Origin of the sequence: Streptomyces sp. Mut1 (assembly GCF_030719295.1) — a bacterium.
GTDB classification, from domain to species: Bacteria; Actinomycetota; Actinomycetes; order Streptomycetales; family Streptomycetaceae; genus Streptomyces; species Streptomyces castrisilvae.
Genome location: NZ_CP120997.1, coordinates 6,227,550 through 6,249,079 on the forward strand (window position 1 = coordinate 6,227,550; position 21,530 = coordinate 6,249,079).

15 protein-coding genes and 1 riboswitch are annotated in these 21,530 nt (G+C 71.4%); of the genes, 6 read left to right on the top strand and 9 right to left on the bottom strand.

Annotated features, from left to right (window positions below):
* Positions 1-67: 67 nt before the first annotated feature.
* Positions 68-1,399: a precorrin-3B synthase gene (cobG, locus tag P8A18_RS27145; RefSeq protein WP_306061163.1), complete on the bottom strand. Its 1,332-nt coding sequence runs from the start codon at positions 1,397-1,399 to the stop codon at positions 68-70.
* 80 nt (positions 1,400-1,479) lie between these two features.
* Positions 1,480-1,580, top strand: a riboswitch (cobalamin riboswitch).
* A gap of 89 nt (positions 1,581-1,669) precedes the next feature.
* On the opposite strand from cobG, the gene cobN reads away from it, so the two are divergent.
* The gene (cobN, locus tag P8A18_RS27150; RefSeq protein ID WP_306058585.1) at positions 1,670-5,329 is read left to right on the top strand and encodes a cobaltochelatase subunit CobN; all 3,660 of its coding nucleotides are present in this window, start codon (positions 1,670-1,672) and stop codon (positions 5,327-5,329) included.
* A gap of 10 nt (positions 5,330-5,339) precedes the next feature.
* Here cobN and P8A18_RS27155 read toward each other — a convergent pair whose 3' ends face one another.
* The 3 genes from P8A18_RS27155 to P8A18_RS27165 form a co-directional block, all read right to left on the bottom strand.
* Positions 5,340-6,032: a L,D-transpeptidase gene (locus P8A18_RS27155; protein ID WP_306058587.1), complete on the bottom strand. Its 693-nt coding sequence runs from the start codon at positions 6,030-6,032 to the stop codon at positions 5,340-5,342.
* A 97-nt stretch (positions 6,033-6,129) separates the two neighbouring features.
* Positions 6,130-7,971, bottom strand: coding sequence for a choice-of-anchor A family protein (locus tag P8A18_RS27160; RefSeq protein ID WP_306058589.1), 1,842 nt, complete (start codon positions 7,969-7,971; stop codon positions 6,130-6,132).
* Between the two features lie 162 nt (positions 7,972-8,133).
* Positions 8,134-9,396: a ThuA domain-containing protein gene (locus tag P8A18_RS27165; RefSeq protein ID WP_306061165.1), complete on the bottom strand. Its 1,263-nt coding sequence runs from the start codon at positions 9,394-9,396 to the stop codon at positions 8,134-8,136.
* A 454-nt stretch (positions 9,397-9,850) separates the two neighbouring features.
* Here P8A18_RS27165 and P8A18_RS27170 point away from each other — a divergent pair, with 454 nt between their 5' ends.
* The 3 genes from P8A18_RS27170 to P8A18_RS27180 all read left to right on the top strand — a co-directional run bounded on the left by P8A18_RS27170 (position 9,851) and on the right by P8A18_RS27180 (position 14,877).
* Positions 9,851-10,909 carry a LacI family DNA-binding transcriptional regulator gene (locus P8A18_RS27170; RefSeq protein WP_306058591.1) on the top strand — a complete coding sequence of 353 codons (1,059 nt, stop codon included), beginning with the start codon at positions 9,851-9,853 and terminating at the stop codon, positions 10,907-10,909.
* A gap of 378 nt (positions 10,910-11,287) precedes the next feature.
* A complete protein-coding gene (locus P8A18_RS27175) occupies positions 11,288-13,474 on the top strand; it encodes a pectate lyase-like domain-containing protein (protein ID WP_511101555.1) in 2,187 nt (728 codons plus the stop codon).
* A 14-nt stretch (positions 13,475-13,488) separates the two neighbouring features.
* Positions 13,489-14,877 carry a ricin-type beta-trefoil lectin domain protein gene (locus P8A18_RS27180; protein ID WP_306058593.1) on the top strand — a complete coding sequence of 463 codons (1,389 nt, stop codon included), beginning with the start codon at positions 13,489-13,491 and terminating at the stop codon, positions 14,875-14,877.
* A 52-nt stretch (positions 14,878-14,929) separates the two neighbouring features.
* Here P8A18_RS27180 and P8A18_RS27185 read toward each other — a convergent pair whose 3' ends face one another.
* From P8A18_RS27185 to P8A18_RS27195, 3 genes are all read right to left on the bottom strand, one after another.
* The gene (locus tag P8A18_RS27185; RefSeq protein WP_306058594.1) at positions 14,930-15,892 is read right to left on the bottom strand and encodes an AraC-like ligand-binding domain-containing protein; all 963 of its coding nucleotides are present in this window, start codon (positions 15,890-15,892) and stop codon (positions 14,930-14,932) included.
* A gap of 329 nt (positions 15,893-16,221) precedes the next feature.
* Positions 16,222-16,410, bottom strand: a complete 189-nt coding sequence (locus P8A18_RS27190; protein WP_306058596.1) for a DUF397 domain-containing protein — start codon at positions 16,408-16,410, stop codon at positions 16,222-16,224.
* Positions 16,407-17,261: a helix-turn-helix domain-containing protein gene (locus tag P8A18_RS27195; RefSeq protein WP_306058598.1), complete on the bottom strand. Its 855-nt coding sequence runs from the start codon at positions 17,259-17,261 to the stop codon at positions 16,407-16,409. The genes P8A18_RS27190 and P8A18_RS27195 overlap by 4 nt, the downstream gene beginning before the upstream one ends.
* Positions 17,262-17,384: 123 nt before the next feature.
* Between P8A18_RS27195 and P8A18_RS27200 the strand changes: the two genes are divergently transcribed.
* Both P8A18_RS27200 and P8A18_RS27205 read left to right on the top strand, forming a co-directional pair.
* Positions 17,385-17,888 (top strand): ATP-binding protein, encoded by a 504-nt coding sequence (locus P8A18_RS27200; RefSeq protein WP_306058600.1) that lies wholly within the window; start codon positions 17,385-17,387, stop codon positions 17,886-17,888.
* A gap of 49 nt (positions 17,889-17,937) precedes the next feature.
* Positions 17,938-18,594 (top strand): DUF6928 family protein, encoded by a 657-nt coding sequence (locus P8A18_RS27205; protein WP_306058602.1) that lies wholly within the window; start codon positions 17,938-17,940, stop codon positions 18,592-18,594.
* Positions 18,595-18,632: 38 nt separating this feature from the next.
* Here the strand turns inward: P8A18_RS27205 and P8A18_RS27210 are convergent, their stop codons facing one another.
* Both P8A18_RS27210 and P8A18_RS27215 read right to left on the bottom strand, forming a co-directional pair.
* Entirely contained in the window at positions 18,633-20,042 is a 1,410-nt protein-coding gene (locus P8A18_RS27210) for a lamin tail domain-containing protein (protein ID WP_306058604.1), read from the bottom strand.
* Between the two features lie 135 nt (positions 20,043-20,177).
* Positions 20,178-21,014 (bottom strand): alpha/beta fold hydrolase, encoded by an 837-nt coding sequence (locus P8A18_RS27215; RefSeq protein WP_306058605.1) that lies wholly within the window; start codon positions 21,012-21,014, stop codon positions 20,178-20,180.
* Between the last annotated feature and the right edge of the window lie 516 nt (positions 21,015-21,530).

A 21,530-nucleotide genomic window follows, 5' to 3' on the forward strand; every position in this document is an offset into this window, starting at 1 on the left:
CGGGGAAACGGGCTGAAATCGGGCAGGAAACAGTCGGGTCGGGCGGGAGCCGGGCGGGAGGGGCCTGTCAGGTGCCGGGGGTGCGGGCCGTCGATACGGCGGTGGCGAGCGTGGACGGGTCGTCGGTGACACAGGGAGGCGCGTCGCGCCGGCCGTCCCGTACGACGGAGACCCGGTAGCCGTCCGGTCCCGCGACGACATCGACCCAGGCACCCCGCGGGTGACCGCACCGCCGCTCGCACCCCGACCAGTACACCGGCAGGGCGGGTCCGGCCGGCACGGGCCCCCGGGCGTCCACCGCCACCGCCGCGTCGCCCCGCACATCGGCCAGGGACTTCGCGCACCCGGGCCGCCCGATGCACGCGCCCACCCCGGTCCACGGCGAGCGGTCCCCGGTGACGAGGCCGGCGGCGCCCAGCGCGTCGAGCAGTTCACCGGCCCGCCCCCGCCCGACGCCGGGCACGACGACGCCGCGCCACGGGGTGAGCCGCAGTTCGCCGTCTCCGTGCCGCCGGGCGACGTCCGTCAGCGTCCGCCACCGCGCCGCGTCGGCCCGCCCGAGCGGCAGCCCGACCGAGAGCGCGTCCGTGGCGCCGGGTCCGGTCACCACACCGAGGGCCGGGGGAGCACCGGCCGGCACCGGCAGGACCGCGCGGGCGACGGGCAGCCCGGCCGCGCGCAACCGCCGTACCACCGCGTCGAACAGCGGTTCCGCGCCGCCGGGCAGATCCGCCACCCGCCACGCACCACAGCCGGCCGCCGCCTCCAGGAACACCTTCGCGGCGAGCAGAGCCGCCCCGGGTGCTTCGTCCGCCGGAATCCGGGCGACGGTCTCCAGGGCGCCGATCCGCAGATCCGCCTCCCCGCCGCCCCGCGCCCGCAGCGTCACATCGGCGCCCAGCGCGTCCACATCGCCGCGCCCGTCGTCCAGCGCGAACAGGAACCGGCCCGACAGACCGGCCGCCTCCTCGCTCGCGCACACCGAAGCGTCCAGCGCGGACAGCCACGTACGCACCTCGCGCTCGCCGCGTCCGTCGAGCCCGGACAGCGCGGAGGCCACCACATTGCGGACCCGCTCATGCCGTTCGGAGGGCAAAAGGCCCATTTCGCTCATCCGGGAGGCCAGTTCGCCCCCGCACTCCGCGCCCAGACCGCGCAGCTGCACATTGCCGCGCGAAGTGAGATGCACCTCACCATCGCCCAGCCGGCCGGCCAACTCACACAGCCCGTCCGCCTGGTCCGCGCTCAGCACGCCACCGGGCACCCGGACCCGTGCCAGGGCCCCGTCGTCCGCCCCGTGGAGCCGCAGGGCACCGGGGCAGGCGTCGCCACGGGCCCGGGACACGGCGCCTGGGGACTGTGCGGGCAGGGTGGCTGGGGGCGGCATGGCGGCGAGCATACCGACCATCTCATCCGATCCGTATGACCCATCGTCGGCGACGGGCCCTTACTATGCCTAGCGACAGGCCATCCGGCCTGTCGTCGCCACAGACGGCGACAGGGGAGGAAGCCCGGTGAGATTCCGGCGCGGTCCCGCCACTGTGAGCTTGGTCCCACCCGGCCGAGCGAGTCAGGAACTCCCTTCCCCGCACACCCGGCACGCGCGCCGGGCAGGGGAGCTCTCGACACCGCCCGGGGCGTGGACACCCCGAGGAAGGCCAGACGCCGCATGATCCTGCTCCTGTCGACGTCCGACACCGACCTGCTCAGCGCCCGCGCCTCCCAAGGACCGGTCAGCTACCGGTACGCCAACCCCTCCCGGCTGCCGATGCAGGACCTCCCCGAGCTGCTGGACGGCGCCGACCTCGTCGTCGTACGCCTCCTCGGCGGTGTCCGCGCCTGGCAGGACGGCCTCGACCAAGTCCTCGCCGCCGGACGCCCCGTCGTGGTCCTCACCGGGGAACAGGCCCCCGACGCCCAGCTGATGGCCGCCTCCACCGTCCCCATCGGGATCGCCGCCGAGGCCCACGCCTACCTCGCCCACGGCGGCCCCGCCAACCTGGAGCAGCTCGCCCGCTTCCTCTCCGACACCGTCCTGCTCACCGGCCACGGCTTCGAACCCCCCGCCGCCGCACCCTCCTGGGGCCCGCTGGAGCGCACCCCCCGCGCGACCGGCGACGGCGCCCCCACCGTCGCGGTGCTCTACTACCGCGCCCACCACATGAGCGGCAACACCGCGTTCATCGAGACCCTGTGCCGGGCCGTGGAGGCCGAGGGCGCCCGCGCCCTGCCGCTGTACGTCGCCTCGCTGCGCGCCCCCGAGCCCGAACTCGTCGACGCCCTGCGGGACGCCGACGCGATCGTGACCACCGTCCTCGCGGCGGGCGGCACCCGGCCCGCCGAGGCATCGGCCGGCGGCGACGACGAGTCCTGGGACGCGGGCGCCCTCACCGCCCTCGACGTCCCGATCCTCCAGGCGCTCTGCCTCACCAGCTCCCACGCCGACTGGGAGGGCAACGACGAGGGCGTCTCACCGCTGGACGCCGCGAGCCAGATCGCCGTCCCCGAGTTCGACGGGCGCCTGATCACCGTCCCGTTCTCCTTCAAGGAGATCGACGAGGACGGCCTGCCCGCCTACGTCGCCGACGACGAGCGGGCGTCCCGCGTCGCCGGGATCGCCGTGCGCCACGCCCGGCTGCGCCACATCCCGAACGCCGACAAGCGCCTCGCCCTCGTCCTGTCCGCGTACCCCACCAAGCACTCCCGGATCGGCAACGCCGTCGGGCTCGACACCCCCGCGAGCGCGGTCGCCCTGCTGCGCAGGCTGCGCGACGAGGGCTACGACTTCGGTGACGAGGAGGTCCCCGGCCTCGCGTCGGGCGACGGCGACGAGCTGATCTACGCCCTGATCGAGGCGGGCGGCCACGACCAGGAATGGCTCACCGAGGAGCAGTTGGCACGCAACCCGGTCCGTATCCCCGCCGCCGACTACCGCCGCTGGTTCGCCACGCTCCCGGCCGGACTCCGCGAGGCCGTCGAGGAGCACTGGGGCCCGGCCCCCGGCGAGATGTTCGTGGACCGCTCGCGCAACCCGGAGGGCGACATCGTCCTGGCCGCCCTGCGCCGGGGCAATCTGCTCATCCTGATCCAGCCGCCGCGCGGCTTCGGCGAGAACCCGATCGCGATCTACCACGACCCGGATCTGCCGCCGTCCCACCACTACCTGGCCGCCTACCGCTGGATCGCCGCCCGCGCCGAGGACAACGGCTTCGGCGCCGACGCGATGATCCACCTCGGCAAGCACGGCAACCTGGAGTGGCTGCCCGGCAAGAACGCCGGCCTGTCCGCCGCCTGCGGCCCCGACGCGGCGCTCGGCGACCTCCCGCTCGTCTACCCGTTCCTGGTCAACGACCCGGGGGAGGGCACCCAGGCCAAGCGCCGGGTGCACGCCACGCTCGTGGACCACCTGGTGCCGCCGATGGCCCGCGCCGACAGCTACGGCGACATCGCCCGGCTCGAACAGCTCCTGGACGAGCACGCCCAGATCGCCGCGATGGACCCGGCGAAGCTGCCGGCGATCCGCGCCCAGATCTGGACCCTGATCCAGGCCGCGAAGCTCGACCACGACCTGGGCATCGAGGGACGCCCCGAGGACGAGGGCTTCGACGACTTCATCATGCATCTCGACGGCTGGCTCTGTGAGATCAAGGACGTCCAGATCCGCGACGGCCTGCACGTCCTGGGCGGCGCCCCCACCGGCCCCGCCCGCGTCAACCTGGTCCTCGCGATCCTGCGGGCCCGTCAGATCTGGGGCGGCACGGCCTCCCTGCCCGGCCTGCGCGAGGCGCTCGGCCTGGACGAGTCGGCGGCGACCCGCACCGACGCCGACGCCGTCGAGGAACAGGCCCGCGCCCTGGTCCAGGCGATGGAGGACGCGGACTGGAACCCGTCCGCCCTCCAAGCCCCCGCGGCGATCGAGCAGCCGGGCCCGGGGCAGGGCCCCGAGCGGACGACCGGCACACTCCTGCACGACCTGCCCCCGGACGTGGCCGCGATCCTGGACTTCGCCGCCCGCGAGGTCGTCCCCCGCCTGGCCGGGACCACCGACGAGCTGGACCACTGCGTCCACGCCCTGAACGGCGGCTTCGTCCCCGCGGGCCCCTCCGGCTCCCCGCTGCGCGGCCTGGTCAACGTCCTGCCGACCGGCCGCAACTTCTACTCCGTCGACCCCAAGGCCGTCCCCTCCCGCCTCGCCTGGGAGACCGGCCAGGCCCTGGCCGACTCCCTCCTGGAGCGCTACCGCACCGACAACGGCGAGTGGCCGGTCTCCGTGGGCCTGTCCCTGTGGGGTACGAGCGCCATGCGCACCGCGGGCGACGACGTCGCCGAGGCGTTCGCCCTGCTCGGGGTCCGCCCCGTCTGGGACGACGCCTCCCGCCGCGTCACCGGCCTGGAGCCGATCCCCGCCGAGGAACTGGGCCGGCCGCGCATCGACGTCACCCTGCGCATCAGCGGCTTCTTCCGCGACGCCTTCCCGCACACCATCGGCCTGCTCGACGACGCGGTCCGGCTGGCCGCCTCGCTGGACGAGCCCGCCGAGATCAACCACGTACGGGCGCACACCCAGGCCGACCTGGCCGAGCACGGCGACGAACGCCGCGCCACCACCCGTATCTTCGGCTCCCGCCCCGGCACGTACGGCGCGGGCCTGCTCCAGCTCATCGACTCCCGCGACTGGCGCACCGACGCCGACCTCGCCGAGGTCTACACGACGTGGGGCGGCTACGCCTACGGCCGCGACCTCGACGGCTGCCCGGCCCGGGAGGAGATGGAGACGGCGTACAAGCGGATCGCGGTCGCGGCGAAGAACACCGACACCCGCGAGCACGACATCGCGGACTCCGACGACTACTTCCAGTACCACGGCGGCATGGTCGCCACGGTCCGCGCGCTCAAGGGCAAGGCCCCGGAGGCGTACATCGGGGACTCGACCCGCCCCGAGACCGTCCGCACCCGCACCCTGACCGAGGAGACCTCCCGGGTCTTCCGCGCCCGCGTCGTCAACCCCAAGTGGATCGAGGCGATGCGCCGCCACGGCTACAAGGGCGCCTTCGAGCTCGCCGCCACCGTCGATTACCTCTTCGGCTACGACGCCACGACGGGCGTGGTCGCGGACTGGATGTACGACAAGCTCACCGAGGCGTACGTCCTGGACCCCACCAACCGCGCCTTCCTCGAACAGGCCAACCCCTGGGCCCTGCACGGCATCGCGGAACGCCTGCTCGAAGCGGAGTCGCGCGGGATGTGGGCCAAGCCGGACCCGGCGGTGCTCGAAGCGCTGCGCCAGGTGTTCCTGGAGACGGAAGGGAACCTGGAGGGCGAGGACTGACCGGCCGGCGTCAGTCGGCGGTGCCGGGCTTCACACCCCATACATAGACGACGTCGTCCAGGGCGAGCAGGTCCCACAGCTTCGCCGCGTCGTCCACGGTGAGGTTGACGCAGCCGGCCGAGCCCCCGCCGTCGTACAGGTCACCCGGGTGCCCGTGCAGCGCCTGCCCGCCGTCGAAGAACTGGGAGTACGGCATGGGGGCGTCGTCGTAGATCGTGGAGACGTGGTCGCGGTCGCGCCAGTAGATGGTGTGCCGGCCCGGCCGCGTCTCCTGCGCGTCGCGGCCGGTGCGGGTGGGCACGGGTCCGAAGACGACCTTCTTCCCCTTCTGTACCCACAGCAGCTGGCGGTCCATGTCGACGCAGGTCACCCGCGAGGACTCGACGGGGCAGCGGCCCGCGGCGTTCGGGTCGGGCGTCGCCTCGACCACGAGCACGGTGCGGTACGTGCCGAGGTCGGCGAGCCCGTCGGCGTGCGGCCGGCCGTGTGCGGTCTGGAAGGCGCGGATGGCCCGGCAGTCGGCGTCGGACTGGCGGCCGTCCACGGGCAGGCCGAGGTGCTGCTCCAGCTGCCGCTGGTAGGGGCCGGCCGGCGCGGTGCACGCGGTGTCGCGCACGGGGGCGGCGGCCGAGGGGGCCGCGGTGCACAGCAGTGCCGTGGCCGCTGCTGCGGCCACGGCACCGGTGAGGCTGGGGGTACGCACTGCCGGACCTCCTGGCGGATCGGGAACCGAAGTGCTGCCAGCCAATCAGCGCACCCGCCCGGCCGCCCATTGATGGGCAGCCGGGCGGGTGACCGGATCAGGCGTGCGCGGACTTGTGCGTGCCGTCCTTGCAGTCCTTCCCCTTGCACGGCTCGCCGCGCTTGTTGGACAGCTCGACGGTGACGCCCTCCGAGCTGTTGGCCTCCGTCACCTCGAACGGCCCCGATACGGGGTTCGCCGGCAGGACGTAGCCCTCGGGGACGGCGATCTCGCGCAGGTAGTACTCACCGAGCGGAAGATCGTCGAAGGTGCACTGCCCCGCGCCGTCGGTGGAGCATCCGGCGTCGGTGAGCGTGTCCGGGTCCGCCCCGGTCGTCTGGAGCCCCGGCACGTCGTTGCTCTCGCGCCACAGCTCGAAGACGGCCCCGGCCAGCGGCCGCCCGTTCTTCGCGTCCGTCTTGTCCAGCGTCAGCGAACCCGTCGTGGGCGTCACGGGGGCCTGGGTGTTGAGCGCTTCGGTCTGGACGCCGGTGTCGGCGTTGTCCTCGGTGAGGGTGAGGGGGCCGAAGACGGCGGGGTCGGGGAGGTCGTAGCCGTCGGGGGCTTCGGTTTCGCGCCAGTAGTAGGTGCCGGGGTTGGTTGTCGCGGTGCAGATGCCGGTGGTGGGGGTGGTGCAGGTGGTGACGAGGGTGTCGGGGACGGTGCCGGTGGTCTGGAGGCCGGGCATGTTGTTGGTCTCGCGCCACAGCTCGAAGTCGGCTCCGGCGAGGGGTTCGCCGGTCTCGGCGTCGGACTTGAGTACGCGGACCTCACCGGTCACGGGCTGCGGCCCACCGCACTCCGGGAGGTCTCCGTCGAACGGGTACGCGTGGAACTCCTGACCGCCGCCCCCGGCCGCGGCGCTGGTGTGCGTCACCGAGCCGGTGGTGAAGAACCTGCCGTTGACCCCCGGAAGGGTCACGGTGGTCATCGAGGACTGCTCACCCATCAGGAAGCTGCCCTGGAACTGGCCGGTCCCCGACAGGTCCACGGTGGTGGCGTCCGGGAAGTTCCACAGAAGCCGCTCGCGGTAGGCGTTCAGCGGGTCGGTGGCGTCGTCGATGCCCCCGCTGTACGTGTTGATCGTGCGGTCCGCCCCGATGACGTTGACGAGGATCGTCGCGTCGGCGGGGATGTCCTCGAAGACGACTCCCTGCTGGCCGCCGGTGGGGCCGGTCATGTCGAAGTCGACGTTGAAGACCTGCAACGAGGACGTCCCGTCACCCGTGAAGAGCGTCTGCGTGCCCTGGTTCACGGCGGTGCCCGTCGGCGTCCTCAGCGTGCCATCGGGCCGTGCGTAGCACTGGCTGGCCTCCGTGAGCTGGTCGCGCAGCCCCGCGTAGGGCGCCACGGCCTCCGGGTCCTGGACGAGCGTCCCGGAGACGGTCCCGCTCTGCGTACCCGCGTGGCGCACGACGCCCTGTTCGCCGACGATGCCGCCGGTCGTGTCCAGGGTTTCCCCCGGCGCGATCGTGACGTTCCCGCCCGTGGTCAGGAAGTCCGCGCCGTTGGGCGGCGGGACGCGCGACCCGACACCGACGATGCCCAGGTTGTACGTCTGGCCCGCTTCCGGGTCCTTGTCCTGGTCGAAGTCGTCGAGCACCACGACCCGGCCCTCGGCCTCGGCGGCCCGGCCGCGCACGAGGAAGTCGTCGCCGACGAAGATGTTGATCCCGTTGTCCCGGCCCGCGAGAGGTCCGTTGTTGATCCCCGGGAACGGGTCGGGACAGTTACCCGGCACACACGGACCCAGGCCGCCCGGCAGCGGCGCGGCGGCGGCCGGCGCCACACCGATGCCGAGGGTGAAGGCGGGTACGACGGTGGCCAGGACGGCGCAGGCCGCACCGGAGGCACGGGCGCGTGAACGCAGCGCTGCGAAGCGCTTGGGCATGGGTCTCATACGGGCATCCTGGCCACCCGCCGCGCGGGGCCCGGCGGGCGACACGTGACGTTGCCCCTTCCAGCGGAAGGGGCCACCCGGACGGACCCGGTACCGGCGCCGCACCGCCCTCGGCCGGCGAGCGCGCGGGCCGGGGGCGGTGCGGCGGCGGTACCGCGTGGGTCAGGCCGGAAGGGTCCACCGCTGGTTGTCGCCGTCGTAGCAGGTCCAGATCTGGAGGCGGGTGCCGTTGGCCGAGCTGGGGCCGGTGGCGTCCAGGCACTTGCCGGAAGCGGGGTTGACCAGCGCACCGTCGCTCCGGTGCTGCCAGACCTGCGCTCCGGACCCGTTGCAGTCGTACAACTGAACCTTGGTGCCGTCCGTGATCCCCGCCCCGGTCACATCGAGGCACTTGCCCAGTGCCTCGACCGTGCCGTCGGAGCCGACCGCCCACCGCTGGGCATCGGACCCGTTGCAGTCGTAGAGCTGCACCGCCGTGCCGTTGGCGGAACTCGAACCCGCCACGTCCACGCACTTGCCGCCGTATCCCGTGATCCGGCCGGTGGGGTCGCCCTGCGGCGGGGTGACCGGTCCGCTCCGGCCGGCCGCCCAGACGATCTCCTGGAGCAGGAGCCGGTTCTGCTGGGTGCTGGCGAAGGTGGAGGACAGCGCGGTGTCCGTCGCGTAGTCCATCGCGTTGTGGCCGAAGTTGTTGTACACCATCCGGTAGTCGCGGTTCGTCCACACGATCGGGAAGTAGCCGCTGTACCAGGTCTGGTTGGGATCGGTACCGATCGGGAACGTCGAGGGGTCCATCGACGCGAGGACGTCGATCGCGGGGTTGTCCCGCAGATCGTTCTGCCAGCTGTACCACTCGCTGACCGACGAGGTGAGGGTGCCCGGCAGCCCGGCCGTCGCCGGATGGCCGGCGTCCTCGACGCGCAGTGTCTCCTGCGTGGGGCCCCAGGTGTTGGACCGGAAGGCGCCGGTGCCGAGGAAGGTGTTGTGGTACCAGGGCCAGTCGCTGGTGTCCGTGTTGAACGCCGAGACGTGGAAGCCGACGAACCCGCCACCGTTCCGCATGTACGCCTGGAACGCGGAACGCTGGGACGCGGTGTGCGGATAGTTGTCGAGGAACATGACCACTTGGTACTGGGCCGGCTCGGCGCTGTTGAGCCGGTTCCAGTCGGTGGTGGCGGTGTAGGTGAAGCCGTGGGTGGCTCCCTGCTGCGCGAACCAGGTGTTCGCCTCGTGGTCGAAGTTGATGTGCGCGGCGTCGTAGGTGCCGTCGTAGAAGGCCAGCACGTGGAAGTCGTCGGCGGCACGGGCGGTGTGGGCCGGGGCCGCCTGCAGGCCGAGCACGACCGCTGCCAGTGCGAGCAGCCGGAGCAGCAGTGCGCGTCCCCGGTGCCCGGGACGTGCGGCTGTCCCCGGATGAGGTGTCAACAAGGCAGTTGTCCTTCCTCTCGCGGTTCCACTGCTGGGGCGCGCTGTCCCTCGCCGGTTCACATGACGTCATGTCGCGCGTCAAACGCGGCATGCTTCGGTCGGGCAGACCGGAGTCTGCGCGTGTACACGACATCACGTCAAGGTTTCTGTCAGGAAACCTTCCTGGCGGAAAACCGGACCGCCTGTCCCACGCTTCACTTTCCCGCTCCGACCTGCGATTTCAAGGGCAGGCCGCGACCGCGACCGTGTTTCGGCCACTGCGGACCCGTCTACAGAAGGTGAAGCCTGAACTGCCGGGGCGCCACTGTGCCGGTCCCCGGCCCCGCCCACCGGGCGGAAGCCCGGCACCGGACTGCGGCAAACACGTCAGGAGCCCGCGCCGAACTCGCCCCGTGGCCTCTTCTGCCTGCTGCTATAGAGTTTCCGGGCATGAAGCGGAGCTCTGTCACAGGTGGGTAGGCGGCCTGGCGCGCGCATCACGATCCGGGCGATCGCCGAGGAGGCGGGCGTGTCGATCGCCACCGTCTCCCGCGTGATCAACGGGCGGGCGGTCGTGGCTCCCGCGACCCAGGAGATGGTCCGTCAGGCCGCGCGGCGCCTGGGCGAAGTCCCGGTCCAGCGCCGGCCGTCACCGGGTCCCGCGGATGCTCCCGTGCTGGTGTACTGCCCCTACGCGCTGACCGACTACTTCGGCACCATCGTGACCTCCGTCATCGAGACGCTGGCGCTGCACGGCCGCCGAGCGGTCATCCAGGCGGGGGAGAGCGCGCGGGAGCAGACCCCGTCGCTGCTCTCCCTCCCCGGGCCCGCGGGCATGGCGGGCGCTGTCCTGATCCTTCCGCCCAGCTCCACCGAGGACCTGCTGGCACTGCACGCGCGGCGCTACCCGCTCGTGGTGATCGACCCGCGTGAGGAACTGCCCGAGGACGTCGCGTCGGTGTCGGCCGCGCACGCGGCCGGCGCGCGCCGCGTCACCGGCCACCTCACCGCCCTGGGCCACCGCCGGATCGGCTTCATCGGGGGCCCCGGCAACTGGCTCGCCAGCCGCTCCAGGCTGGTCGGCCACACCTCGGCACTCGCGGAGATCGGCATCCTCGTGGAGCCGGAGCTGGTCAGGGCGGTCGTCGAACCGAACGCCGAGATGGGCTATCGCGCCGCGTCGTCGCTGCTGGAACTCGCCCCGGCGCCCACCGCGATCGTGGCGTTCAACGACAAGACGGCCGCCGGCGCGCTGCGGGCGGCCCTCGACCGCCGGCTGCGGGTACCGCAGGACCTGTCGGTCACCGGCTTCGACGACAGCGAGCTCGGCCGCAGCACGTCCCCGATCCTCACCACCGCCCGTCAGCCACTGGAGGAGATGGGGCGCATAGCCGTCTCCCTGCTGATGCGCCTGGTGGCGGGCCATGCCGTCGACACCCTGCACGTCGAGCTGGCCACGCCGCTGCTCGTCCGGGCATCCACCGGCCGGCCGCGTTCCGAGCCGTCCGGTCCGGACACCGTCCACGCCTGAACGACCGGTCGCCATGACCGATTTGAAAAGCCCGGCCGCCGCGCACGTGACCCGTGCGCTTCGGAGCCGTAAGCGCGTTCCCGTACTGGTTCCGGCCTGACCAGGGGAGATACCGGCGGCGACAGGCCACTTGGCGCGGAGGGGTTGACGGAGGCACGGCCGCGGTCATAACTTCACGGCTTGAAAAAAGCAGGTAACAAAAACATGTCATGCACCTGCCGCGATCTCCGCGCTTTGCACGTCAGTCCCGGCTCCGTGCCGGGGCACCCGGCCTCGCTCCGTCAGGTGCGTCGGCGCACGCCGTACGCAGTCGGCGCACCCCCGCACACCGTTCCGTGCCGAACAGGTCAGCCGCTCCCTCTTCAGGAAGGCCCGCCCATGCCTCACCCCCGACAGCGCCGCAGACGCCGGAGCGCACCTCTGGCCATGGCCCTGAGCGCGACCCTGGCCGCCGCCGGAGCGCTGGTCGTCCTGGACACCGGGACCGCCGGCGCCGCGACCCCCGGCGCCCTGACCAACACCGGCAACGGCAAGTGCCTGGACGTCGCCGACGGTTCGACCGCCGACGGGACCCCCGCCCAGATGTGGACGTGCTACCCCGGCAGCCAGAACCAGAGCTGGACGCTGAACAGCGACGGCTCGCTGACCGCCCGGGGCAAGTGCCTGGACCTGGTCGCGGGCGGCACCGCCAACGGCACGGCCGTACACCTGTGGACCTGCTACGACACGGTCGCCACCCAGAAATGGCGGCTGACCGCGGCCGGTGACCTGGTCAACACCGCCGCGGACAAGTGCCTGGACATCAAGGACAACAGCAACGCCGACGGAGCGCGGCTGCAGGTCTGGGACTGCGCCGGCACCGGCAACCAGAAGTGGGCCTTCTCGGGCGCGACCGACCCGACCGACCCCACGACACCCCCTGCGGGCGACGACCCCGACCTCGGCCCGAACACGGTGGTCTTCGACCCGTCCATGTCGGCGTCCTCCATCCAGTCCAAGCTGAACAGCATCTTCAGCCAGCAGGAGTCCAACCAGTTCGGCTCCCAGCGCTACGCCGTCCTGTTCAAGCCGGGTACGTACAGCGCGGACGTCAACGTCGGCTTCTACACCCAGGTCGCGGGCCTCGGCCTGTCGCCGGACGCGGTGAACATCAACGGGGCGGTGCACGCCGAGGCCGACTGGTTCCAGGGCAACGCCACGCAGAACTTCTGGCGGGACGCGGAGAACCTGTCCGTCACCCCCAACGGCGGCAGCGACCGCTGGGCCGTCTCGCAGGCGGCCCCGTACCGGCGCATGCATGTGCGCGGCAACCTCAAGCTGGACGACGGCGGCTGGTCCAGCGGCGGCTTCATCTCCGACTCGAAGGTCGACGGCCAGATCCAGTCGGGCAGCCAGCAGCAGTTCCTGACCAAGAACACGCAGATGGGCTCCTGGTCCGGCTCCAACTGGAACATGGTCTTCGTCGGCGACCAGGGCGCCCCCGCCCAGTCCTTCCCGACCTACACCACGGTTCCCACCGCCCCGGTCAACCGCGAGAAGCCCTTCCTCTACATCGACGACGCCGGTGACTGGAAGGTGTTCGTCCCCGCCGCCCAGACCAACGTCTCGGGGACCACCTGGAGCGGCAAGAACCAGGCGGGTTCCTCGCTCCCGCTCGACCAGTTCTACATCGCCAGGCCCGGCGCGAGCGCGGCCGACATGAACGCCGCCCTGGCCGCCGGCAAGAACCTGCTGATCACCCCCGGCGTCTACCACCTCAACCAGACGCTCAACGTCACCCGCCCCGACACCGTGGTCCTCGGCATGGGTCTGGCCACCCTCATCCCCGACAACGGCATCACCGCGCTGACCACGGCGGACGTCGACGGCATCAAGATCGCCGGAGTCCTGGTCGACGCCGGCACGACCAACTCCCAGACCCTGATGCGGATCGGCCCCGACGGCGCTTCGGCGGGCCACGCGGCCAACCCCGTCACGCTCAACGACGTGTTCTTCCGCATCGGCGGCGCCACCGTGGGCAAGGCCACCCGGTCCCTGGTCGTCAACACCAGCGACACGATCATCGACCACACCTGGATCTGGCGCGCGGACCACGGCAACGGCGGCACCGTCGGCTGGAACACCAACACCGCTGACACCGGACTCGTCGTCAACGGCCAGAACGTCACCGCGTACGGCCTGTTCGTCGAGCACTACCAGAAGACGCAGGTCATCTGGAACGGCAACGGCGGCCGCACCTACTTCTTCCAGAACGAACTGCCCTACGACCCGCCCAACCAGGCCGCCTGGAAGAACGGGAACACCAACGGCTACCCCGCCTACAAGGTCGGCGACTCCGTCACCAGCCACGAAGCGTGGGGGCTGGGCAGCTACGCGTACTTCAACGTCAACCCCTCGGTGGTCGAGGACCACTCCTTCGAGGTCCCGCAGACCTCCGGCGTGAAGTTCCACGACATGGTGACCGTCGTCCTCGGGGGCGCGGGCACCATCAACCACATCATCAACAACACCGGGGCGACGGTCACTCCGAGCAACAACGTCGCGTACCTCACCACCTACCCGTAAACGGAGGAACGCTCATGCCCAGATCCCGCAGCAGATGGCTCGCCGCCGTGCTCGGCGTCCTGCCCCTGGCCGCCGCGACCCTGGTCGCCACGGCCGCCCCCGCCTCCGCCGCCGCCAACCCCGGCCCCGGCTTCCCCGCCCACTACGCGGCCCCGTACGCGGAGATGTGGAACAGCCCGTCCACCCTGATGAACGCGTACAACGCCACGGGCAACAAGTACTACACGCTCGCCTTCATCGTCAGCCAGGGCACCTGCAACGCCGCGATCAACGGCAGCACCCCGGTCACCGACGCGGGCTGGAACAACGCCATCAACAGCCTGCGCGCGGCCGGCGGCGACGTCATCGCCTCCTTCGGCGGCGCGAGCGGCAACGAACTGGCCTCCTGCGGCACGGTCTCCGCGATGCAGGCCCAGTACAAGAAGGTCATCGACCAGCTCAACCTGACCCGCATCGACCTCGACATCGAGGGCAGCACGCTCAACGACACCGCCGCCAACGACCGCCGCAACCAGGCGCTCGCCAACCTCCAGCAGGAGTACGCGGCCCAGGGCCGGAAGCTCGATGTCGACTACACGCTCCCGGTCAGCCCGAACGGCCTGGAGTCCAACGGCATCGCGCTGTTGAAGAACGCCAAGAGCCACAACCTCGACGTCAACCTCGTCAACATCATGACCATGGACTACGGCCCCGCCATGGACATGGGCCAGGCCGCGATCAGCGCCGCGAACGGCCTGCACACCCAGCTCGGCCAGATCTGGACCGGCAAGTCCTCCGCCGAGCTGTGGGCGATGGAGGGCAACTGCCCGATGATCGGCGTCAACGACACCGCCGCCGAGGTCTTCACCACCCAGGACGCCCAGGAACTCGAAGCCTTCGCCGCGAGCAAGGGCATCCAGGAACTGACGTTCTGGTCCCTCGGCCGAGACAACCAGGGCTCCAGCGGCACCCCGCAGAGCACCTGGCAGTTCACCAACACCTTCAAGGCCATCACGGGCGGCGGCGGCCCCGTCGACCCGCCGGCCGGCACGACCACCATCCGGGGCTACGGCGACAAGTGCGTCGACGTGGCCGGTGCCAACAGCGCCAACGGCACCAAGGTCGACCTCTACACCTGCAACGGCACGACCGCCCAGCAGTGGACCCGCACCGGCGACACCTTCCGCGCCCTCGGCAAGTGCCTCGACGTCACGGCGGCGGGCACGGCCGACGGCGCCAAGGTCCAGCTCTACGACTGCAACGGCTCCGGCGCCCAGTCCTGGACGACCGGCGCCAACGGCAGCCTGATCAACGCGGGCTCCGGCAAGTGCCTCGACGTCACGGACTGGAGCACCGCCGACGGCAACCAGCTCCAGATCTGGACCTGCGGCGGCACGGCGAACCAGGCCTGGACACTGGCCTGACGCATCCGGTCCGGCTCCCCGCGCCCGCGCGTGGGGAGCCGGACCGACGGCGTCAGCGGTGGTTCAGATCGCGCCAGGCCCGGGGCGACATCCCGTACGCGTCCTTGAAGACCCGGCTGAAGTGCGTCGCGTTCACGAACCCCCAGCTCCGCCCGATCGCCGCGACGGTCCGCGACCTCCCGGCCGGCCCGGCCAGCTCCCGCTTGCACCCGTCGAGCCGCCGCGCACGAATCCAGTCCCCGAGGCTGATCCCCGCCCGGGACAGCACGGCGTACAGATGCCTCACCGAGATGTCGTGCGCGGCCGCGATCCGCGCCGCCGACAGATCCGGCTCGGCCAGGTGCTCCCGGACGTAGTGCCTGATCCGCAGAGCGAGCGTCGCCTCCATCGGCTCCTTCGCCAGGCCGGTGTCCATGTCCCCGTGCTGGGAGATCAGGACGGCGCGCAGCAGTTCGATGCTGGGAGCCACGACGGCGTCGGCGTGGGGGCTGCGGCGGAACTCGTCGCTGTCGGCCAGTTGCGAGAAGTACGTGTACGCGAGGCGCGCGAGCGGGTTCTCGGCGCTGAACGTCACCGTGGTGGTGTCCCTCAGCAACCGGTCGGGTAGCGCGAGTGCGGTGAGGGGCAGGCGCAGAAAGTGGTGGTCGACCCCTTCGTCGAAGAGAAGCGTGTAGGGAGCGTTCGACCGGAACACGGCGAACTCACCGGGCCGCACCACACATTCGCGCCCGTTCTGCGCGCCCATGCTGGTCCCGGTCACCTGGAGACTGAGGAAGAGCGACGGCTCCTCGTCCTTCCGTACCAGCCGCTCCGTCCGCCGGAGCGTGACCTCCGTGGACCGCGCCGAGCAGACCCTGAGGGGACCGACCGAGTCGACGTCCATCCGCGCCCGGATCTCCCCGGCCGGAGGATGGTGGTCGATGTCGACGACCACGACGGAGTCCCAGACCGCTTGCCGGATCACTTCCTCGCGGTCCTGCGACGGTATGAACGCGGTGTCAAGCCCCGGGCTCATCCGGTGGTTCCTCGTTCCACGCGCCCCCCTCGACATGGACGGTCCGAAACGAGTGTGGGGGACACGCTCTTGAGGCGCAACGGCTGGGGCCCCGGTCCGGCGCACCACTGGCAAAGTTCCCTGCACGAGCGGAAAAGTCGCGGACCCCCGGCGTCCCTAGAATGCTACGTGTCTGCTGGACAGAGCCGCCAAGAATTCCGCTTCAGCGAATCCCAGTAGCCCTCCGGTGCGGGGGACCGGAGGGCTACGGGGACCGCGTGCCACAGACGGGAGCCCTGCCGGTCCGCTTCGGACCGGCAGGGCTCCCGCGCGTACAAACGCCGCCTGTACTACCGCGCCGAGGCGAGCCCGACGAACCCGGCCCAGGCGTCCTGCGACACGCGCAGGACGGGCCCGGCCGCGACCTTGGAGTCACGGACGTGCACGGTGTCCGAGCCGGCCGCGACCTCAATGCACTGGCCGCCCTCAGTGCCGCTGTAGCTGCTCTTGAACCAGGCCAGCGGTTCGGTGTTGTTCATAGTTCTCCCAGCAACTTCTCGATGAACGCCAGTGACTCTCGCGGGCTGAGAGCCTGTGAACGGATGATCCCATAGCGGGCGGCTGCGAGGACCGTCTGCGCGGGGTCGGTCGCCAGGGTGCTCGTGTTCAGCGCCTCGACGTACAGATACTTCTTGCCGTCCTTGCGTGTGATGACGGTGAACGGACCGTTCACGCCGGCGTTGTCCTCGCAGTCGGTCGGCATCACCTGGAGCTCGACATTGCCCCGCTGACCGAGGAGCAGCAGGTGCTCCAACTGTCCCCGAATCACCTCCCGACCGCCATACCGGTGCCTCAAGACGGACTCGTCCATCACGAAACTCAGCAACGGCGTCGGACGACGGTCGAAGATGTCCTGTCGGCCCATCCGGGCGGCCACGCGCTGCTCGATCGTCTCCTGGTCCAGAGACGGACGTCGCATGGCGAGCAGTGCCCGCATGTACTCCTCTGTCTGGAGCAGGCCGTTGACGACGTGCGTGTCGTAGACCAGCAGTTCGATTGCCTGCTTCTCCAGCTGGGCCATGCCCTGGAAGAACGCCGGGTACTGCGCCTTTTCCACCTGCTCCTTCCAGACCACCAGCAGCTTGTCCGCGCCCAGTTCATCGTCTGCGCAGTCGATGGCCCTCGGCGGGGGAATTCTCCGCCCCTGCTCGAACGAGGCGATGGTCGACGCCGAGTAACCCAGCCGCCGCCCCAGCTCTTCGCGATCCATGCCCGCCCGCAGCCGCAACGTCTTCAGGCTCTGCCCGAACGCCGTCACCACGCCCTGGCCGGCCTTGTCCGCCGCCCGTGTGCCGTCCGCCGCCTCGGGCCCCGTCTGTTCCGTCGTCATCGCACCCTGCCTCGCTCTGTCGCGCCGTGCTCCACGTACCGGTGCCGACAGCGCGCGTACAAGGGGTTCGCGTCGGTGCGTCACCACTGGTCACGCTACGCCACCGCGAGGACGCTGGTGGTCATGACGAGCAACATCGACACCCCCGGCCGCACCACCCAACCCTCCCGCCACACTGTCCACTTGGGCACCCCCAGCTTCGCCATGCGGTTCACCTCCACACCCCGGGGAGCCAGGCTCGCCCGGCGCCTGTCGGCGGTCCGGCTGGACGCGTGGGGCCTGCCGTACGGGACGGGGGCGCACGAGGCGGTCGTACTGCTCACCGCCGAACTCGCGGCGAACGCGGCCCGGCACGGGCACGTACCGGGCCGCGACTTCCACCTCCTGCTGCGCCTCCTGGACCTGCCGGTGCCGATCGCCCGGGTCGAGGTGAGCGACACCCGGGGCGAACGAGTACCGCCCCGTCCGGGACGGCTCCCCGAAGCGGGGATCGCGGAGGGCGGCCGGGGGCTGCTGCTCGTGGAGTCGGTGGCTTCCCGCTGGGGCTGGTACCCGAGGGACCGGGCGCCGGGGAAGACGGTGTGGGCGGAGTACGAGATCCCTGCCGCACGGACCGGCAGGCTCTGACGCCGCGGGGCCGGCAGGGCTGTCAGTGGCCGGGACTAGCGTGTGGTGCATGGGAGCGAAGACAGCACTACTGGCGTACGCGGACGGAGACGTGGTCCCGGCGCTGAAGGCGGCCGGCGAGCCGCAGGCGGAGCGGACGGCGGAGTTGGTCGCCCGGCTGTTCCCGGGCCGCAGGACGGAGTTGACGCAGGGCGGCGTTCTGGGCGAATCGACGTATCCGCCGGAGGGCATCACGTACGCGGCCGGTTTCCCGGGCGTGGACCTGGTCTGCGACCGGCGCCTGATGTTCGACCGCCCGTCGGAGCTTCCGGCTCACCTTCTGGAGGCGGCCGCGGGCCGTCGCGTGATCGCGCACGCGATGCACAGCGTCTCGGACTGGCTCGCTTTCGCGGTCTGGGAGGAGGGCCGCCTCCGCCGCTCCCTGAGCCTCTCGCCGGACGGCGGCATCGCGGAGAACATCGGCGACCCGTTCCCCTTCGAGGCGCCCTACTGGGCGGGCGAGCGGCCCGTGGAAACCGACCCGGAATGGGACGAGGAGCCGTACCCATTGCCGTTCCACCCCCTGGAACTGGGCAACGAAGCCCTCCGCGCGCTCTTCGGATTCCCCCTGGAGGGCCGCCCGTCACCCGAGGGCGTCGACCCGGACGAGATCCCCCTGCTCGGCTTCGGCCTCACGGACCGGGGACCGTCCGGGCGAGCCCACTGACCGGGCAACGCTCGAAGAGGCGCCCTCGGCGCTTCGACTCAGCAGCTGACGCGGCCCCGGCGCAGCGCGTGGCCGCCGTCGTTGGCGTCGTCGGACCAGTAGACGGGCTTGGACCCGGCGACGCACTCGTCGGCACCGGCAAGGGCGAAGCCCTCGTTGTTGTAGTTGGGCATGCCGGTCGGGCGGTTGTACGCGGCGACGGTGGTGAAGGCGCCGGTCGTGTCGACCTTCAGGGTGGTGTGCCGGCCGTCGCAGGTGTCGTCGCAGACCGCCCACAGGCGCGATGCCTGCGGCTCCCACTGGAGTTCCATCACGCCGGGCATGCCGCTGCTGAAGGAGGCGACGCGGGTGTACGAGCCGGAGTCGGCCAGGACGTAGCCGTGGACCATGCCGGTGCCCTCGACGCCGACGAAGAACACCCCGCCGCTGTGGGCGCCGTAGCGGGAGGGGTCGTACGCGGACCCGGTTGAGGCGTCCTTGAAGCCGGCGCCGGTCAGCGAGGCGTCCGGGACCCAGGTGATCGCTTCGAGGCCGAGGTTGGAGCCGGTCGAGGGCAGGTCGGAGGTGAGGTTCCATTCCTTGGCGGCGGTCAGCGAGGAGCCCGATCCGCCGACGTCGTACTTGAGTACCGACAGGCGGCTGGTGCCGGAGGCGTCCCCGTTGCGCTCGCTGGCGACGAAGACCCCGCCGCCGGTCGCGGTGACCCCCTCACTGTCGGGGGAGCCGGAACCGCCGGGGAAGCGCAGCGTCCTACCGGAGGACCAGCCGTTCGCGATGTCCGGCTTCCAGCCCCCGGAGCCGTCCCGCACCAGGCGCCACAGCTTGCCGCTGTTCTGCGCCGCCCACAGCACATCGCCCTCCTGGTACAGGCCGCTGAGGTCCTCGCCGAACACGTTGGAGCCGTCCGCGGTGGCCACGTCGCCGCTCCCGGGCCATGCCACGGGCGTCGTGGAGCCCCCGCCCCCACACGCGTTCGGACCGTCGAGGGTCACCGAGCCCGCCTGCTCGAAGGTGCCGGTGCCGTCGGGGCAGCGCGACCAGGACGGGCCCGAGTGCTTGCTCCAGGAAAAGCCGTCGACCTGTGTCTTGCCGTCCGCGAGATACAGCCGCGCCTCGTCGTCGGAGCCCAGCCCAAACGCGCCGCTGACATCGAAGGCCCGGAACCCGCCGGGTGCCAGCGTGGTCCCGGAAGCGATCTTGTACGCGTGGTCCTTGTCGTCGTCCCTGAGCACCCATCCCGAGACGTCGACCGCGGCGCCGCCCTTGTTGTACAGCTCGATGGAGTCGCTGACGCCGCCGTTGGTCACCACCTCGTTGATGCGCACGTCGTCCGCCCCGGCCGCGTGCGCCGCCGGCGCACCGGTCAGCCCGCAGGCGGCCAGCAGGGGCGCGGCAACGAGAATGCGGGCAAGAGCACGGGGCCGCCGACGGGCAGTCGATGCAGTCACGGAATCCATCCTGAGATCGTCACGGACAAGCCGGCCCGACGCTCCCGCCCCGGACCGAACGGGGCGCCGTTCCCCAGGAAGACTTCCCACGAACGGCGCGCGAATTCTGCGCGCGGCCCGCCCGCCGCTCACCCCTCAGATCCGCAGCGCCTTCAGCAGGGCTTCGCCGAACTCGCGGGGATGCGTGGTCAGTCCGATGTGCCCACCGGGGAAGGACCGGAGTTCCGTGCCGAGCCGCTCGGCCAGCGCGGCGGTCGCACGGTGCGGCAGCTCGCCGGGTGAGTCCTGCCCGCCGGCGAGCACGAGCCGGTCCGCGGACTCCTTCAGCCGGCGGATGTCCGGGGCGTAGGACATGAAGGCGGGCACGATCCGCCCGACGAAGTACGGCAGTCCGGCCATCGTCTGTTCGGCCCGCGCCGCTGCCCGGGGCGGGACCTCGGGCTCGGCCTTCGGCTCGACGGTGTCGCCGCCCTTCGCCAGGCCCGCGGCGAACACGGCCATCGCCGGCATGAGCCCTTCGGCATGGAAGGTTTCCCGCACCCGCGCGAGGAGAGCGCGGTGTTCGGCCGCGTCCGGCAGCACCTCCACCACGGGCGGCTCGTGCACCACGACGCGTGTCAGGCGTTCGGGACGCGCGGTGAGGAGATGCAGCGCGGCAATGGCGCCCGAACTGGCGCCGAACACGCGGGCGGGCTCACCGGGCGACACGAGTTCCAGCATCCGGAACGCGTCGTCGGCGTGCTCGGCCACGTGCTGCGCGGCTTCGGGGTCGTCCAGCGTGCTGCGCGCCATGCCACGTGGGTCGTAGGTCACGACCGTGTACGCGGCGGCCAGGTCGTCGGCGACGCCGTCGAAGGAGGCCGCGCCCCCGGTCCCACCGGGAATCAGCAGCAGGACCGGCCCCTGGCCGCGCACTTCGTAGTGCAGGTTCGCGCCGCTCACCCGCAGGCTGCCGACGGTCGGATCACTCATGAGGAGTCTCCTTGACGGGACGGGACGGGATGGGATGGGACGGGACAGGGCCGGGGCCGGGCCGGGACTCCGGGACATGGCTGCGCAGGGCATCAAATGCCCGGCACGGCCCTGAAACCTAGGACCTCTAGGTTTAACCTAGGACCCCTAGGAAAGCAACGGCGAAGTCTCCGCGCCCGATGCCGCTTCCGCTGGGTTCGGCTACAAGACTGTCGCCTTCGACAAACCCGGCGGCAACGTTCTGGGCAAGACCGTCAGCCGGCCATGGTTCCGCCAGACGGGGAAGAAGGTCAGAGACTGGGGGACCGCCACCTCCAACTTCAACGGCACCGCTTCCACCAAGACCTGGACGTCCCTGGACCAGGGTGCAGGCAAGAAGTGGCGCACGACGTCGACCTCCTTCAAGCAGGACCTTGTCGCCGGCCGAGTCATCGAAAGCGACGACTTCGGTGACGATTCGACGGCGGCGGACGACCAGTGCACCCGCACCACCTTCGCGGAGGACCCGACGGCAAC

Excerpts from the sequence above, each read along its gene's own strand:
- cobG (WP_306061163.1), bottom strand. The coding sequence starts at position 1,399 with ATGCTCGCCGCCATGCCGCCCCCAGCCACCCTGCCCGCACAGTCCCCA.
- cobN (WP_306058585.1), top strand. The coding sequence starts at position 1,670 with ATGATCCTGCTCCTGTCGACGTCCGACACCGACCTGCTCAGCGCCCGC.
- P8A18_RS27160 (WP_306058589.1), bottom strand. The coding sequence starts at position 7,971 with ATGAGACCCATGCCCAAGCGCTTCGCAGCGCTGCGTTCACGCGCCCGT.
- P8A18_RS27175 (WP_511101555.1), top strand. The coding sequence starts at position 11,288 with ATGCCTCACCCCCGACAGCGCCGCAGACGCCGGAGCGCACCTCTGGCC.
- P8A18_RS27180 (WP_306058593.1), top strand. The coding sequence starts at position 13,489 with ATGCCCAGATCCCGCAGCAGATGGCTCGCCGCCGTGCTCGGCGTCCTG.
- P8A18_RS27185 (WP_306058594.1), bottom strand. The coding sequence starts at position 15,892 with ATGAGCCCGGGGCTTGACACCGCGTTCATACCGTCGCAGGACCGCGAG.
- P8A18_RS27190 (WP_306058596.1), bottom strand. The coding sequence starts at position 16,410 with ATGAACAACACCGAACCGCTGGCCTGGTTCAAGAGCAGCTACAGCGGC.
- P8A18_RS27195 (WP_306058598.1), bottom strand. The coding sequence starts at position 17,261 with ATGACGACGGAACAGACGGGGCCCGAGGCGGCGGACGGCACACGGGCG.
- P8A18_RS27200 (WP_306058600.1), top strand. The coding sequence starts at position 17,385 with ATGACGAGCAACATCGACACCCCCGGCCGCACCACCCAACCCTCCCGC.
- P8A18_RS27205 (WP_306058602.1), top strand. The coding sequence starts at position 17,938 with ATGGGAGCGAAGACAGCACTACTGGCGTACGCGGACGGAGACGTGGTC.
- P8A18_RS27215 (WP_306058605.1), bottom strand. The coding sequence starts at position 21,014 with ATGAGTGATCCGACCGTCGGCAGCCTGCGGGTGAGCGGCGCGAACCTG.